General features: G+C 66.0%; 14 protein-coding genes. 6 read left to right on the forward strand and 8 right to left on the reverse strand.

The annotated features are described in order from the left end of the window. The first annotated feature begins 331 nt into the window (after window positions 1–331). From AB6M95_RS17410 to AB6M95_RS17425, 4 genes are all read left to right on the forward strand, one after another. Window positions 332–1318: a glycosyltransferase family protein gene (locus AB6M95_RS17410; RefSeq protein ID WP_371388020.1), complete on the forward strand. Its 987-nt coding sequence runs from the start codon at window positions 332–334 to the stop codon at window positions 1316–1318. 10 nt (window positions 1319–1328) lie between these two features. Next, window positions 1329–2147, forward strand: a complete 819-nt coding sequence (locus AB6M95_RS17415; protein WP_371388021.1) for a TatD family hydrolase — start codon at window positions 1329–1331, stop codon at window positions 2145–2147. Window positions 2148–2234: 87 nt separating this feature from the next. Continuing rightward, a complete protein-coding gene (locus AB6M95_RS17420; RefSeq protein ID WP_371388023.1) occupies window positions 2235–3074 on the forward strand; it encodes a substrate-binding periplasmic protein in 840 nt (279 codons plus the stop codon). A gap of 44 nt (window positions 3075–3118) precedes the next feature. Then, window positions 3119–4006 (forward strand): DMT family transporter, encoded by an 888-nt coding sequence (locus AB6M95_RS17425; RefSeq protein WP_371388024.1) that lies wholly within the window; start codon window positions 3119–3121, stop codon window positions 4004–4006. Between the two features lie 10 nt (window positions 4007–4016). Here AB6M95_RS17425 and AB6M95_RS17430 read toward each other — a convergent pair whose 3' ends face one another. Next, a complete protein-coding gene (locus AB6M95_RS17430) occupies window positions 4017–4373 on the reverse strand; it encodes a PilZ domain-containing protein (RefSeq protein ID WP_371388025.1) in 357 nt (118 codons plus the stop codon). Window positions 4374–4475: 102 nt separating this feature from the next. Here AB6M95_RS17430 and AB6M95_RS17435 point away from each other — a divergent pair, with 102 nt between their 5' ends. Beyond that, on the forward strand, window positions 4476–5336 hold the full coding sequence (locus tag AB6M95_RS17435; RefSeq protein WP_371388026.1) for a 4Fe-4S ferredoxin: 861 nt from the start codon (window positions 4476–4478) through the stop codon (window positions 5334–5336). A gap of 172 nt (window positions 5337–5508) precedes the next feature. Here the strand turns inward: AB6M95_RS17435 and glpX are convergent, their stop codons facing one another. Genes glpX through AB6M95_RS17470 form a run of 7 tightly spaced genes read right to left on the reverse strand, consistent with a single transcriptional unit; the run spans window position 5509 to window position 13023 of the window. Further along, on the reverse strand, window positions 5509–6492 hold the full coding sequence (gene glpX / locus AB6M95_RS17440) for a class II fructose-bisphosphatase (protein WP_371388027.1): 984 nt from the start codon (window positions 6490–6492) through the stop codon (window positions 5509–5511). A gap of 9 nt (window positions 6493–6501) precedes the next feature. Further along, on the reverse strand, window positions 6502–8463 hold the full coding sequence (gene tkt, locus AB6M95_RS17445) for a transketolase (RefSeq protein ID WP_371388028.1): 1962 nt from the start codon (window positions 8461–8463) through the stop codon (window positions 6502–6504). 25 nt (window positions 8464–8488) lie between these two features. Then, window positions 8489–8929 (reverse strand): ribose 5-phosphate isomerase B, encoded by a 441-nt coding sequence (rpiB, locus tag AB6M95_RS17450; RefSeq protein ID WP_371388029.1) that lies wholly within the window; start codon window positions 8927–8929, stop codon window positions 8489–8491. Continuing rightward, window positions 8926–9231, reverse strand: coding sequence for a hypothetical protein (locus AB6M95_RS17455; RefSeq protein WP_371388030.1), 306 nt, complete (start codon window positions 9229–9231; stop codon window positions 8926–8928). Before AB6M95_RS17455 ends, rpiB begins: the two co-directional genes overlap by 4 nt. 23 nt (window positions 9232–9254) lie before the next feature. Further along, entirely contained in the window at window positions 9255–10130 is an 876-nt protein-coding gene (locus tag AB6M95_RS17460; protein WP_371388031.1) for a hypothetical protein, read from the reverse strand. Continuing rightward, window positions 10127–11881 (reverse strand): tetratricopeptide repeat protein, encoded by a 1755-nt coding sequence (locus tag AB6M95_RS17465; protein WP_371388032.1) that lies wholly within the window; start codon window positions 11879–11881, stop codon window positions 10127–10129. The genes AB6M95_RS17460 and AB6M95_RS17465 overlap by 4 nt, the downstream gene beginning before the upstream one ends. Before the next feature lie 29 nt (window positions 11882–11910). Then, the gene (locus AB6M95_RS17470) at window positions 11911–13023 is read right to left on the reverse strand and encodes a sigma-70 family RNA polymerase sigma factor (RefSeq protein ID WP_371388033.1); all 1113 of its coding nucleotides are present in this window, start codon (window positions 13021–13023) and stop codon (window positions 11911–11913) included. Between the two features lie 285 nt (window positions 13024–13308). Here AB6M95_RS17470 and AB6M95_RS17475 point away from each other — a divergent pair, with 285 nt between their 5' ends. After that, complete coding sequence (locus tag AB6M95_RS17475) at window positions 13309–15720, forward strand: homocysteine S-methyltransferase family protein (protein ID WP_371388034.1); 2412 nt, start codon at window positions 13309–13311, stop codon at window positions 15718–15720. Window positions 15721–15942 lie beyond the last annotated feature (222 nt).

Raw genomic sequence — 15942 nt, forward strand, 5'->3', positions numbered from 1 at the left:
TTCCTTTTTTCTGCGCCAGCAAAAAAGGAAGTCGCCGTAAAGGCGAAACACCAAGTAAGGAGAACGCACGCTCCCCCACCGCGCATGCGCGCAAACAAAAGGCGTTCCCCAGGCCCGCCGCCAGGCGAATCCGCTTCCCCCCTCGTTACGCGATTGTCGCTCTCTCGTGATGGGATCGACGGGCGCATCGTCGGCGGGGCGGGTAGAACGTCTTCAGCCAGCACGGAAGCAAACTCCTTCCCTCCACTGCGGGGCGGGCCTCCCCATTGCACGCCCGCCCCGCAGCCTCTCCTTGCCAAACATGCCCGTTTGTGGTTCACAGAAAGCGACCATGCGAACATTCATCTTCCTGCCGCCGGTCACCAAACCGACCGGGGGCGTCACCGTGCTGCGGCAGATGGCCGACATTCTCCACCAATCCGGGCACGAGGCTTTCCTTGTGGCCAGGGGCAAGGGCGGCTGGCGGCCTGAGGGCCTGGCCGACGCCGCGCCGGTGCTGGAATGGCAGGCCCTGAAGTTGCGGGAGTCGGACGCCTGGGTGGTTCCCGAGGGGTGGATCAACGCCCTGGCCCCGGGGCTGTACGCCAACGCCCAGTGTTTCAGCTACGTCCAGAACTGGGCCTATCTCTTTTCCTCCATGCCCGAGGGCGTGGACTGGCACAGCCTGCCCGTGGAATTCCTGGCCGTGTCCGCCCCGGTCTCCCAATTCATCAAGGAAACCACCTGCAAGGACGCCCCGATCCTGCGTCCCGGCATCGACCGGTCCGTCTTTCACGCGCCCGAGTCCAAGCCCGGCGGGCGGGTGAACGTGGCCTTCATGCCGCGCAAGAACAAGGCCCTGGTCGAGCAGATCCGAGCCATCCACGAACACCGCTGCGGCGCGAAGCAGGTCAACTGGATGCCCATCGACGGCCTGGACGCGCACGGCGTGGCCGAGGCCCTGCGCGCGGCGCACATCTTTCTGGCCACGGGCTTCCCCGAAGGGTGCCCCCTGCCGCCGCTCGAGGCCATGGCCTGCGGCTGTCTGCCCGTGGGCTTCGCCGGTTTCGGCGGCTGGGACTACATGCGCCAGGCCCAGGCCAAGCCGCGCTACACCCCGTGGATTCCCCTGCGCAAGGTCCCGTGGAAGGGCAACGGCATGTGGTGCGCGGACAGCGACGTGCTCGACGCGGCCCTCTGCCTGGGCGAGGCGGTCCACCTGTTCCAGGAACGGGACCCGGCCCTGATGACCGCCCTGGGCGCGGGCCAGAAGACCGCCAACGCCTATTCCCTCGAGGCGCAGAAGACGGCCATCCTCGACCTGTGGGAACAGCTGTGAGCGCGGACTGATGGGTAAGACCAAGCGACCCGAGCCCGAATCCCTGAACCTGCCGCCGGTGGGGGTGGATTCCCACGCGCACCTGGACCTCGATGACTTCGACGAGGACCGCGAGGCGATCATCCGCCGCGCCCTTGATTCGGGCGTGAGCCGCATCGTCAACGTCTTCCTGGGGCCGGACGCCTACGAGCGCGGGCGCGGGCTGTTCGACGCCCACCCGGAGATCAGCTTCATCATGGGCGTGCATCCCAACGACGCGGACCTGCTGACCGACGAGACGGTGGAGCGCATGCGCGTCCACTTCAAGGCGGACCCGCGCCTCAAGGGCGTGGGCGAGATCGGCCTGGATTACTACTGGGAGCGCGTGCCCCACGAGGTGCAGCAAGACGCCTTTGTCCGCCAGATAAACCTGGCCCGCGAACTCTCCCTGCCCATCATCATCCACTCGCGCGACGCCAACGGCGACACCGTGGACATCCTCGAGGCCGAGGGGTTCAGGGACTATCCGCTGCTGTGGCACTGCTTCGGCGCGGGCATCGGCCTGGCCGAGCGGCTGGTGGCCAACGGCTGGCACATCTCCATCCCCGGCCCGGTGACTTTCCGCAAGAATTCCGACGACGTGCAGGCTGCCGTGGCCCGCATCCCCTTCGAGCGCCTGCTCCTCGAGACCGACTGCCCCTATCTCGCGCCCGAGCCGTGGCGGGGCAAGCGCAACCATCCGGCGCTGTCCGTGTTCACCGCCCGCAGAGTGGCCCAGATCAAGGGCCGCTCCCTGGAGGACGTCTGGCGCATGGCGGGCGACAACGCCCGGCGCTTCTTCGGTCTCTAGCCCCTGCGCCGTTCCCGGTCGCCGGGAGCGGAAAAAACACTCTAACCCTCTTCCGCTGGAGGCGGATTGGGGCTAGGGTATCGGGCAATGCCGCAAACCGTCCCCCTTATCGCCGCTCCGTCGCGGCGCACCGCACTCCGCCGCTTTCCGGCGATCATGCTGACGGCCCTGATTCTCTCGGGTCTGGTGCTCCTGTTGTCGGCGCACCGGGCCTGGGCCGAGCGCCACGGCATCGAGCATCGTCTGGTCTTTTCCACCTTTCCTGCGGGCGGCCTGCACGATCTGTTCGACCACATCCTGAGCGAGGCCTACGCCCGGCTGGGCTACGAGATCGAGTTGCAGGGCTACCCGGCCGAGCGCGCCCTGCTCCTGGCCAACGACGGGCTGGTGGACGGCGAGGCGGGCCGGGTGAGCGTGGTGGAAAAGAGTTACCCGAACCTCATCCGGGTGCCCACCCCGATCTACATCAACCGTATCGCGATCCTGACCACGGACAAGGACACGGACATCGACCCGGCCAAGGGGTGGGGCCAGTTCGCGAACCGCCGGACGTGCATCCGCAACGGCTACAAGTTCCTGGAAAGCCGGGTGAAGGGCGAGAATCGCCACATGGTCTCGTCCTACGAAAAGATGATCGGCCTGCTCAGAAACAAGCGGGTGGAAGTGTGCTTTGCCGAGTTCTTCGACATCCTGCCCGCCCTGGGCAAGGTCGGCATGGGCGGGGTGCGCATGCTCTGCGAGCCCATGGCCGTCAACCCCATGTACCACTACCTGAACAAGCGGCACGCGGACCTGGTGCCCAGGATCGACGCCGTGCTGCGCGACATGGCCGCCGAGGGACGGCTCAAGGAGATCGAGCTGCACATGATGCAGGTGCACTACAGCAAGCTCGCCGGTTCCTGCCCCCTGCTCGACTCCACGCAGTAGTGCTTTCCGCTTGACTCGGAAAGGGAAAGGCATAGTCTCCGCCCATGAATTTTCTGACCCCCGGCATGCGCTTCATGCTGCTCGGCACCTTCTTCTTCTCCTTCGGCTCGCTCTTCGTCAAACTGGCCGGGAGCCGCCTGCCCACCATGGAGATTCTCTTCGTGCGCGGGGTGATAGGGGTGGTCCTGTGCCTGATCATGCTGCGCAAGTCCGGGGCGGGCCTGCTCGGCAAGCGCAAGTTCCTGCTGGCCGCGCGCGGCCTGCTCGGGTTCGGGGCCATGTTTGCCGACTTCTACGCCATCGTGCATCTGCCCCTGGCCGACGCATTGGTGCTCATCTTCTCCCATCCCATCACCGTGGCCCTGCTGGCCTGGCTGCTCATGGGCGAAACCATGTCCAAGGGCGGGATGGCCGCCATCCTGACCTCCGTGGCCGGGGTTGCTCTGGTCTGCCGCCCGGACTTCCTGTTCGGGGCGGGCAGCCCGGACCTGGACACCTGGGGGCTTTTGGCCGCGCTGCTCAGCGTGTTCCTGACCTCCTGGGCCATCCTGGCCGTGCGGGTGCTGGCCAAGACCGAGCGGCCCGCCGTGGTCATGCTCTATCCGCCCATCGCCATCTCGCTGCTCTCGCCGCTCTTCGCCGACGGCTGGGTGATGCCGACCATGGCCGAATGGGGGGTGCTCTGCGGGGTGGGGTTCTTCATGAACGTGGGCCAGTTCTTCATGACCAAGGGATACGCCATCGAGTCCGCGGCGCGCATCAGCGGGGTGTCGACCCTGGAGATCGTCTTCGCGGCCATGTGGGGCCTGATGTTCCTGGGAGAGGTCCCGGACCTGTGGACCATCGGCGGCGGGGCGCTGATCGTCTTCGGCATTCTCCTGCTCGGGCGCAGCGGGGTCCGGGAGCGGCTGCGCGAGCGCGAAGCCGCCTGATCCGCCGGGCTCAGAACTTTTCGAAAATCCGCAGGAGCTCCTCGTCCACCTCTTCGGGGTGGTCCGCGTTCAGCGTCACCAGCCGGTGCAGGAAGGTGAAGGACAGCTCGTCCATCTCCTTGAACGACATGGCCGCATAGCTCCCCTTGATGCGCACGATCTCGCCCGTGACCACGATGCGGATGCCCGGCGACAGCGGCAGGTGCAGCTCGCAGGGCGTCCCGGCCACGCAGTCCTCGCAGCCGTAGAGCAGCGCGCCCTTGAGGCTGAGGTTGCGGGTGGACACGGGCGTGACCACCTCGCCGATGGTGATGTAGGCCTCGAAATCCGCTTCGATACGGGTGCTGATTCGCTTGTTCCTGTCCATGGTGGAGTCCTCTTACTGAGAACCATATCACAATAAGCGGAGCGGACTCAATGTTTCCGTGCAGGGATTGACCGCGCCGGGCTGCCGCTTTACGCTCAAGCCATGAATATCCAAACCCTCTCCGCACGCATGGCCGGCTGGATGTCCGACCCCGGCAACAATTCCCTGGGGCCGGGCCTGGATCTGCCCGCTTTCGACGCCCCGCTGGTGGGCTGCGCCGCAGGCGACGACCCGCTGTTCGACTTCCTCAAACAGGACATCGGGCCGGACTTCTACTGGACCCCGGCCCAGGCCTTTGCCCGGGCCTTCCCCGGTTCGGGCGCGACCGGCGCGGATCTGAGCGTGGTCTCCTGGGTGCTGCCCCAGACCGAGCATACCCGCAAGGCCCACGGGCAGCACAAGGAGATGCCGAGCGAGGAGTGGAGCCGAGCCCGGCACTACGGCGAAAAGGTCAACGAGGCCCTGCGCCGGTTCGTGGTCGGCGTTTTCGCCGAGGAGGGCGTGGACGCCTGCGCGCCCGCGTTGCTCCCCGATTGGACCCGGGCCGAATCCCCCAGGTACGGGTTCGCCTCCACCTGGTCCGAGCGGCACACGGCCTACGCCTGCGGCCTGGGCACCTTCGGCCTGTCCGACGGGCTGATCACGCCCAGGGGCAAGGCCATCCGCGTGGGCTCGGTCGTGGTCCGGGCGCACCTTGCGCCCACGCCCAGGCCGTACACCCGCCACAACGAATGGTGCCTGTTCCACGCCGGCGGGAAGTGCCGGGCCTGCATCAAACGCTGCCCGGCCGGGGCCATCTCCGAAAAGGGCCACGACAAGGTCAAGTGCAAGACCTACATCCGCTCCATCACCGCGCCCCACGTGGAGGCGAACCAGCTCGGCTTCCGCGTCAACAGCTGCGGGCTGTGCCAGGTCCGGGTGCCGTGCGAGAGCAGGAACCCGACTATTAAGCGGGGCGGGTAGAAAACTCAGGAGGGGATGCCGCTTCGCGGCGATGGATAGGTGATTTCGCCTCCGGCGGGCAAGGGTGTAACCCTTGCATCCCACTGGGCGCCTTCGGCGCGGGAGTGTTCATAGAAAGGGGCCGGTTTCCATTATGGAAACCGGCCCCTTTGATATTTGCTAGAGAGTCGGTCTAGTCGTATTCGACGGCCGAGAAGCGCATCAGGGTGTCCCAGTTGTGGATGGCTTCCACGTAGCGGATGGTTCCGGTCTTGCCGCGCATGACCAGGGACGAGGTCTCGGCGCCGTGGCCGTGGTAGGTCACGCCCTTGAGGAAGGTGCCGCCGGAGATGCCGGTGGCCGCGAAGAACAGGTCGTCGGACTTGACCAGGTCGCCCACGGTCAGCACCCGGCGGATGTCCATGCCGAACTCGGCCAGGTTGTTCTTTTCCTTCTGCTTCTGGGGGTCGAGCTTGGCGAACATCTCGCCGCCCATTATGCGGATGGCGATGGCCGAGAGCACGCCCTCGGGGGTGCCGCCGGTGCCCATCATGACGTCCACCTCGCAGCGCGGGTCGATGGCCATGAGCGAGCCGGTGATGTCGCCGTCGGTGTGCAGCTGGATGCGCGCGCCCGCCTCGCGGATCTCGGAGATCAGCTTCTTGTGGCGCGGCTTGTCCAGGACGAAGACCACCAGGTCGTCCACGTCCTTGTCCAGGGCGCGGGCGATGAGCTTCAGGTTGTGGCCGGTGGGGGCCTCGATGTCGACGACGTCCTTGGCGTGGGCCGGGACGACCAGCTTCTGCATGTAGAAGCTCGGGCCCGGATCGAACATGGCGCCCGCAGGGGCCACGCCGACCACGGAGATGGCGTTGGGCCGGCCGTTGGCCAGGAGGTTGGTGCCCTCCAGCGGGTCCACGGCGATGTCCACCTTGGGACCGGTGCCCAGGCCGAGCTTTTCTCCGGCGTAGAGCATGGGCGCGTCGTCCTTCTCGCCTTCGCCGATCTTGATCTGGCCTTCGATCTCCAGGGTGTTGAAGCACAGCCTCATGGCGTCGACGGCCGCCTGGTCGGCGGCGATCTTGTCGCCCTTGCCAAGCCAGCGGGCGCAGGCCAGGGCGGCGGCTTCAGTGACACGGACCAGGTCCAGTGCGAGGTTTTTCTGTGGGGCTTCCATGTGCATCTCCTAGTATTTCTTCCGGATGATCCGGGCGAAGTTCTCCGGGGTGAACCCGTACTCGTCGGACAGGATCTTGCCCGGTGCGCTGGCCCCGAAGTGGTCGACGCCGAGAACAACGCCGTTCAGACCGACATATTTGTGCCACAGGGTCGTCCTGCCCGCTTCGGCGGCGGCCCGTGCGGTCACTTCGGGTGGCAATACTTCATTTTTATACGATTCGGGCTGATCGTCAAACAGTTTGGCCGAAGGCATGGATACCACACGAACCTTGCGTTTGAACAGCTTGGCCGTCTCCAGGCAGAGCGAGACCTCGGAACCGGAGGCGATGAGGATCAGGTCCGGGGCGCCGTCGCAGTCCTTGAGCACGTAGCCGCCCTTGCGCGGGCCGTCCGTGATGGCCGGGTATTCGGCCGGGTCGAGGATGGGCAGCCCCTGGCGGGTCAGGAACAGGGTGGAGGGCATCTTCTCCTGCTTCAGCGCGATGTCCAGGCAGACCTTGGTCTCGTTGGCGTCGGCCGGGCGCAGGTCGATGAGGCCCGGAATGAGCCGCAGGCTGCTGACGTGCTCGATGGGCTGGTGCGTGGGGCCGTCCTCGCCCACCCAGAAGGAATCATGGGTGAAGACGTACAGGACCGGCAGCTCCTGCAGGGCGGACATGCGGATGGCGTTGCGGCAGTAGTCCGAGAAGGTCAGGAAGGTGGCCCCGAACGGGAGCAGGCCGCCGTGCAGCTGCATGCCGTTCATGATCGCGGCCATGTTGAACTCGCGCACGCCGAAGGCCAGGTTGCGGGCACCGTAACCGTCCACGGCGAAGTCGCCGTAGGTGGAACGGAAATTGGCGGTCTGGTTGGACGGGTCCAGGTCGGCGGAGCCGCCCACCAGGGTGGGCAGGGAGTCCATGACCGCGTCCAGGCAGGTGCCCCAGGCCTTGCGCGTGGCCATGGACTGGCCGGGGGTGAACTCGGGCCAGGCGATGGACAGCTCGGTCCTGGCCTTGGTCACGTGGCCCCACATCTCGGCGAAGTCCTTGTCGGCGAGCTTGCCGTCGACCATGGCCTGCCAGTCGGCCGCGTTCTTGCGCAGGCCGTCGAACCGGGAGCGGTACTCGGCGACCACGTCCTCGGGCACGTAGAAGTCGTCCTCGGGCAGGCCGAGCTTCTTCTTGGTGGCCTTGATCTCGTCGGCCTTGAGCGGCTCGCCGTGGGTCTTGTGGCTGCCTTCCATGGTGGCGCAGCCCTTGGCCATGGTGGTGTGGCCGATGATCAGGGTGGGCTTGCCGGTCTCCAGTTGGGCGGCCTTGATGGCCTTGCGGATCTCGTCGTGGTTGTGGCCGTCCACTTCCAGGACCTGCCAGCACAGCCCCTCGAAGACCTTGCGGTGGTCGGTGCAGTCCGACTTGCAGGTCGGCCCGGCCAGCTGGATCTTGTTGGAGTCGTAGTAGACGATCAGCTTGCCCAGGTTCCACAGCCCGGCCAGGGAGGCCGCGCCCATGGCGATGGGCTCCTGCAGGTCGCCGTCGGACGAAAGCACGTAAGTGTAATGGTCCATGACGTCCGCGCCGAGCTTTTCGCGCAGGTACGCCTCGGCCGAGGCGAAGCCCACGGACATGGCCAGACCCTGGCCCAGCGGGCCGGTGGTGGCCTCCACGCCGGGGGTCAGGTGGACCTCGGGATGGCCCGGAGTCAGGGAGCCGAACTGACGGAAATTCTTGATGTCCTCAATGGAGATGAAGCCGTTGAGGTGCAGCAGGCTGTAGAGCAGCATGGACTCGTGCCCGGCCGAGAGGATGAAGCGGTCGCGGTTGAACCACCGGGGGTCGTCGGGATTGAAGTTCAGGAACTCGGAAAAGAGGATGGTGGCGTAGTCGGCGGAGGACATGGCCCCGCCCGGATGGCCGGAGTTGGCCTTGGCCACGCCGTCCATGATCAGCCCCTTGACCACGGCGATGGTCTTGTCCGTCTGTGTCATTGGTCGATACCCTTGTTTAGTGAGGTTATTGGGAGACGGTTTCGATGAGGTCGATGCGCCGCTGGTGCCGCTCGCCTTCGAAGGTCGATTCCAGGAAGACCTTGAGGACGCTCAAGGCCAGGCCCTGCCCGGTGACGCGCTCGCCCAGGCACAGGCATTTGGCGTCGTTGTGCGCGCGGGCCATGCGGGCGTGAAATTCGTTGGTGCACAGGGCGGCCCGGATGCCCATGCGGTTGGCGGTCATGGTCATGCCCTGGCCCGTGCCGCAGATGAGCACGCCGAGCTTGGTCCCGTCGGCCTTGAGCTTGTTGCAGACCTTGGCCGCGTAGACGGGGTAGTCGCAGGAGTCCAGGCAGTCCGGCCCCTCGTCCTCCACGGTGTAGCCCCAGTCCGTCAGGGCCTTGATGCACGCTTGCTTGAGATGGTAGCCCCCGTGATCGGAGCCGATGACGATGGTCTTGTTCACTGTTCCTCCCCTTGGGATGCGCCGCCGTCCTCGCGGCGGACGTGCTTCATGCGCTCTTCGCGGTCGTTGGCCAATTCTTCCTTCAGGGCGGCGATCTCCTCCTTCAGAAAGTCGATCTGCCTGAGGCAGAGTTCCTTCTCCGCCTTCCTGCCCCGGGGCGCCTCCGCGATACGCCCGAGGATGCCATATTCCCGTTCCAGTTCTTTTTCAAGCCTGCCGACCTCGAACCTCCCGGACAGGGAACGGACCAGCCATTTCATCTCGGCCAGCCACGTCTTCAGGCCGAGCCGGAATATGTCCATCACCGTTTCCCGCGGCTGTGCGCTCATTGCTTGTCCTCGTGTATGACGGGGATATCCCCGGTTGTTGCATCCGTGTACCCGTTGTCCAGCCGGATGGGGACGATATCTTCGGGCAGTTCCAGGGTCAGGGACCGGGCGGGCCAGGGGGCCAGCATAAGCTCCCGGGACTTTATGTGCAAGACGCCGCGCTCTCCGTTGTCAAGGGACAGGGTCAGCTTGTCGGCCAGGGGAACCTGTCCGGCCGGGACGTCTTCGTAGCGGTCCATGGAGAAGGACCACTGCCGGGCGTCCCGCGAGCGTGAGGTCCGCCCCTCCAGCAACACCGGGCGGCCCAGGCGGTCCAGGACGATGCGCCGGGTCAGCCCGCCGGAGAAGGTGTAGGCGTAGTCTTCGCCCTCGGCCTCGGCCTTGGCGTAGCGCCGGGGGGCCAGGTCGGCGAAGTCGCCTGCCAGGGCGTGGGCCAGGTCGGCCAGGGAAAAGGGGAAGGGCATGCCCAGCCGGGTGGCCCCGAGCACGGAATTCTTGTGCGCGTAGGCCTTTTGGTCCTCGGGGTAGAAGACCAGCAGGCCGGTCTTGTCCTCGCGGATGTGGGCCAGCAGGGTGCCGATGGAGGCGGACACGTCGAGCCGCATGGGGCCGTTGAAGTCGCCCCACAGGGAGATCAGGGTGCGGTTGGTCCGCTTGGCCGGCTGGGTCCGGGAATAATACAGGCTGGCCCGGACCCGCAGCCCCTTGCCCTCGGGCCGGACGCAATAGTGCTGCCGGAACGCGGACCAGGCCGCTCCGGGGGTGTCCAGTTCGAGGCCGGGCGGTATCCTGGTGGCGCAGCCCGAGAGGGCCGCCAGCATCAGGACGGCCAGGGTCGCCGCCGGAACGAGCGTCGATCCGAGGCGGTTCATAATTTCTTCAGCTTCTCCTTGACGGCCTTGGGATCGGGCGAGTGGAACTTGAGCGCGTAGTTATAGCCCTTGCGCGCCTCCCTGGTCTTGCCCATGGCCGCGGCGATGTCGCCGTAGTGCTCCCAGATGGTCGGGTCCTTGTCGACCACGTCCACGGCGTAGCCGATGTATTCCCAGGCCTTTTCCAGGTCCTTGCGCTTGAAGTGGACCCAGGCCACGGAGTCGAGGATGTAGCCGTTTTCCGGGTCGAGCTTGGAGGCCTTGGTCACCAGGACCAGGGCGCGGTCGAGCTCGCGGCCCTCCTCGGCCAGGGTGTAGCCCACGTAGTTGAGCGCGTTGGCGTGGTCGGGATGGGCGCGGATCACGGTCTCCATCAGGGCCATCCCCTGCGGGCGGCGGCCCGTGGCGTCATAGATCATGGCCAGCTCGTAGGTTAGCTCGGGGTCGTTCTTGAGGCGTTCGAGCCCTTCCTTGAGGGAGGCTTCCGCCCCGGCCAGATCGCCCTGCTGCTTCCTGAGCCCGGATTCGAGGATGTAGAATATGGAGGCCTCGGGGTAGAGCGCCTTGCCCTGGGCCGCAATGGCCAGGGCCTCGGCGTCCTTGCCCTGGGCCGCCAGCAGCTGCGCCTTGAAGCGCAGGGCGTGCGGGTAGAGGCGGTCGGTCTTCTTGACCTCTTCGAGGTAGGACAGGGCCTTGGCCGGGTCGTTCTCGCCCTCGTCGGCGATGACCGCCTTGTAGAAATAGTATTCGGCGGGCACGGCGGAGCCGGTGGTCAGCATGTCCAGGACCGTGGAGCCCTGGGCGAAGAACCCGTCGTTGATGAACATGAGCACCGCGTCCAGGATGAAGGACTTGGTGGGCGGGCCGCCGAGGGCCAGCTCCAGGGCCTTGGCCGGGTCGTTCAGCTTGAGGTTCAGGTTGATCAGTCGCAGCCGCGCCTCGGGGAAGGAGTCGCTCTGCTCCAGGATGGAGCCGTAGATCCGCTCGGCGGACACGTAGTCCTTGGCCAGTTCGTACTGGTAGGCCAGTTCGACCATGGCCTCGGTGAACTCCGGGTCCATGGCCACGGCCTTCTTCAGGTTGGCGATGGCCGCCTTGCGCATGCCCAGGTTCCCCTGGACCCGGCCCATGGCGTACAGGGCGTCCGGCGTGCGCTGCTTCTCGGGGATCTGCTTGAGCACGTCCAGGGCCTTGGCGTCCTGCCCGGCGTCCATGAGCATCTGGCCCAGGCGCTCACGGGCCTCCATGTCCTTGGGATGCCGCCGCAGAAAGCCGTCCATGATGGCGATGGCGTCGTCCGTGCGGTTGTCGGCCACGTAGGAGTTGGCCAGGTACACGGTCAGCAGCCGGTTGTCCGGAAATTTCTCGAGTCCTTCCTTGAGGGCCGCGCGGGACCGGCTGGCACCCTCGGGGTGGTTCCAGAACATGCCCGCCTTTTCCACGTACAGCTCGGGCGTGGGGGCCTGGGACAGGACGCGGTTCAGGGCGGCCACGGCCCGGGCGTGGATGTCGTTGACTTCCTGGGTGGTCAGGGTGGAGCGTTCACCCTCCTGGACGTGCTTCTGCAGCTGGTGCAGGAGGTCCTGGTAGATCAGGTAGTCGTAGTCGAGCCGGGCCGACTCGGTCATGGACGGCGCGGGCATGGACTTGGTCGCGCCGGTCGTTGCGGCGCAGCCGGCGACAGCCAGGAGCGCGAAGAGCGCGAAGGCTGCCAGTGCGGTGTGAAGGTCAGGCCTAGAGAATCTGTTCATCCGTTCGTCCCGATTGGCGTCGCCGCCGATTAATCGTGTTCCAGCACCCAGTCTCTGGAAAAATCCTTGACCTTGTCCGTCAGGTGCTCGCGGATCTTGGCCATCAGCCGGGCCTCGATCTGGCGCACGCGCTCCCTGGTGACGCCGAACTCCTCGCCGATCTCCCGCAGGGTCACGGGGTCGTCGGAGAGCAGCCGACGGTCGAGAATGGCCACTTCCTTGTCGTTCAGGGAGGAGCGAATCTCCCTGATGTTGTCCAGGAGCAGGTCGACGATCTGGTCGTTGGCGATGGACTCCTCCACGCCCGGGGAGAGCGACGGCAGGAAGTCCATCCTGGTGGCGTCGGAATCCTCGCCCAGCGGGGTGTTCAGCGACATGTCGTTCTTGGACAGCCGCTGGTCCATCTCGTCGATCTCGGCCTCGGACACGCCGAGCCGTTCGCTCAACGCTTCCGTCGAGGGGTCGAACCCCAGGGTCTGGAGGCGCTGGCGCTCCTTGTTCAGGTTGTAGAACAACTTGCGCTGGGTCTGGGTGGTCCCTATCTTGACCATGCGCCAGTTGTCCATGATGTACTTCAGGATGTACGCCTTGATCCAGAAGGCCGCGTAGTAGGAGAACTTGATCCCCTTCTCCGGGTCGAACTTGGTCACGGCCTTGAGCAGGCCGACGTTGCCCTCCTGAATGAGGTCCAGGCCGTTCTGCATCCAGCGGCGCTGGAAGTCCATGGCGATCTTGACCACCAGGCGCAGGTGGGAGGAGACCAGCTTGAAGGCCGCGTCCTGGTCGTTTTCCTCCTGGACCCGTTTGGCCAGGGCGTATTCCTCTTCCGGCTCCAGCATGGGGAACCGGGCGATCTCCTTCAGGTACAGCTGCAGCGGGTCGCGAATCCGCACCGCCTTGGAGGTCGGGGCGAGGTTCAGCGCCGGGAGCCTGTTCTCCAGCCCTTCGGCCTTGGCCGGGGCATTGGGGGATATATCGGTGGCCAGGTCGTCGTCCAGATCGTCCCCGTCGAAGTCGTCTTCGGTGAAGTCGCTTTCGCTCAAGTCTTCCTCGGCGAAGTCGTCCTCGTTAAAGTCGGTCTCCTCGAGATCGTCCTCGACGATTTCCGGTTCGACCACCGCGGTCGTTTTTTCAGATGTCATTGCAAAGTATGGATGCGGCGCAAGGGCGCCCGGTTCAATACAAATATAAGAGCAAGAAAGCCACACTATAGATTTTGCCCGACCTTATCAATGATTTTCAGGTAAGGGCAACATGTGCAAAACCGTGCGTCTTCCGGGTGCGAAGGAACCGGCCCGAACCGAGAAAAAGCTTGATTTTCGGCTGGGTCGCCGCTAAATCGAGATATCTTGATATAAGAATACATCGGCCCGCGCGCAAAGCCGCTTCACCCGGCGGGGGGGCGCCCGGCCAGACGGAGGATACCAGTGCCCGATTTCAGGTCAATACTCGACGACGACAGGATCTATTATTTCGACGGCGGCTACGGCACCCTGCTGCAGGGCAGGGGGCTGCCCGCCGGGCTCTCGCCCGAGCTCTGGGGGCTCAAGGAGCCCGACGTCATCCGCGCCGTGCACCGGGACTACCTCGAAGCCGGGGCGAACATCCTGACCACCAACACCTTCGGCGGGTCCCGGCCCAAGCTCGGCCTGGGCGTCGATCCCTTCGAACTGAACCGGGCCATGACCGCCATCGCCCGCGAAGTGGCCGGGGACAACGCCTTCGTGGCCGCGTCCATCGGACCCACCGGGCATTTCGTCAAGCCGCTGGGCGAGATGACCTTCCGCGAGCTGGTGGGCATCTTCAAGGAGCAGATCAAGGGCTGCGTGGCCGGGGGCGCGGACCTGATCCTGGGCGAGACCCATTTCGACCTGGCCGAGGCCAAGGCCGTGGTCATCGCCGCGCGCCTGGTCTGCGACCTGCCCGTGGCCATCTCCATGACTTTCGAGGGCGAGGCCTCCCTGACCGGCACTTCGCCGCTGACCTTTGTGGACACCATGCAGAACATGGGCGTGGAGCTCATCGGGACCAACTGTTCGGCCGGGCCCGAGCAGATGCGCGACACCCTGCGCGCCTGGGCCCCGCGCCTGTCCACCCCGACCTTTGCCGAGGCCAACGCGGGGTTGCCCGAACTGGACGCCGACGGCAAGACCGCCTTCCGGCTGCAGCCCGGGCCCTTCGCCGAGCAGGCCGCGCAGTTCGCGGACCTGGGCGCCAAGTTCATCGGCGGCTGCTGCGGGACCACGCCCGACCACATCCGCGCCCTGCGCGACAAGGTCGGGGACGCGGCCTGGAAGCGCCCGCACAAGACCGATAACGCCCAGCTCGTCCTGACCTCGCGCTCGGTGTCCGTGCCCATCGGTTTCGACCACCCCGGCGTGATCATCGGCGAGCGCATCAACCCCACGGGCAAGAAGCAGCTCACCGCCGAGCTCCAGGAATCGGTCTTTTCCGAGGCGCACCGCTTCGCCGCCGAACAGGTGGAGCTGGGCGCGCCGGTGCTCGACGTCAACGTGGGCGCGCCCCTGGTCAACGAGGTCGAGCTCCTGCCCGGGCTGATCACCTCCCTGCTGGGCCGCGTGACCACGCCGCTGTCCATCGACTCCAACGACCCGGCGGCCGTGGAGGCCGGGCTGTGGGCCTATCCCGGTTCCCCCCTGGTCAACTCCATCTCCGGCGAGCCGGGCAAGATGGAAAAGCTCGGCCCCCTGTGCAAGCTCTTCGGCGCGCCGTTCATCCTCCTGCCCATCGTGGGCAACAAGCTTCCGGTGACCGCCGCCGAGCGGATCAAGGTCATCGAGGGCCTCCTGGCCCAGGCCGACGCGCTCGGCATCCCGCGCCGCCTGATCATGGTCGACGCCCTGGCCCTGACCGTCTCGTCCAAGCCCGAGGCGGCCCGCCACTCCATGGAGGTCATGCGCCACTGCCGAGACGAGTGGGGGTTGCCCACGACCATCGGCCTGTCCAACATCTCCTTCGGGCTGCCCGCCCGCGAGCTGCTCAACTCGACCTTCCTGGCCCTGTCCATGGGGTCGGGTCTGTGCTCGTTCATCTCCAATCCGAACTCCGCGCGCATCCAGGAGTCCCTGCACGCCGCCGAGGTCCTGCTCGGCCGCGACCCCCAGGCCGCGCGCTACATCGACAGGTTCTCCGGCTGGACCGGAGGCGGCGGGGTCCAGGCCGCGTCCACCCAGGCCGCCCCGTCAGGGACCGCCTCCCTGCCGCCGGTCCAGGCCGCCGTGGTCAAGGGCGACAAGGACAACGTGGTCAGGCTGGTCGAGGCCGAGTTGGACAAGGGCGTGTCCGCCATGGACATCGTCAACGACTTGCTCATCCCCGGCATCCTCATCGTGGGCGACAAGTATGAGACCAAGGAATACTTCCTGCCCCAGCTGCTCCAATCCGCCGAGACCATGCAGGCCGCCTTCCAGCGCCTCAAGCCGCTGCTCGAGGAGGACGGCGGGGCGGGCTCCCGGCCCGTGGTCGTCATGGCCACGGTGGAGGGCGACATCCACGACATCGGCAAGAACATCGTTTGCCTGATGCTCAAGAACTACGGCTTCGAGGTCGTGGACCTGGGCAAGGACGTGCCCGCCGCCAAGATCGTGGCCGCCGCCGAGGAGCACGACGCCGCGCTCATCGGCCTGTCCGCGCTCATGACCACCACCATGGTGCGCATGGAAGACACCGTCAAACTCGTGGCCGAACGCAATCTTCGCGCAAAAGTCATCATCGGCGGGGCCGTGGTCACCGAAAAGTTCTGCAAGGCCATCGGCGCCCACGGCTGGTCCACCGACGCCGTCGCCGCCGTGAAGCTGGCGCAAAGATTGACGCAGTAAGAGCGCCTCCGGGCCTCCAGCCGTTGGCGAGTCATCGAGCCTTACGGATGAGGACAGCAGCGATCGGCCGGGGGAAGGGGGGAGGGAAACCCTTTGAAAACGGCATTATGTAGGAGCCGCACAAGCCTTGCGTTGAAGTGAAGCATGCCCCCGTCATACGATGGGGGCATGCCTATGAGAACCCGAACATCCCCGGCCATGGTGGCCCTGGCCCGCAAGAAA

This window comes from Pseudodesulfovibrio karagichevae (assembly GCF_041414475.1).
Taxonomy (GTDB): domain Bacteria; phylum Desulfobacterota; class Desulfovibrionia; order Desulfovibrionales; family Desulfovibrionaceae; genus Pseudodesulfovibrio; species Pseudodesulfovibrio karagichevae.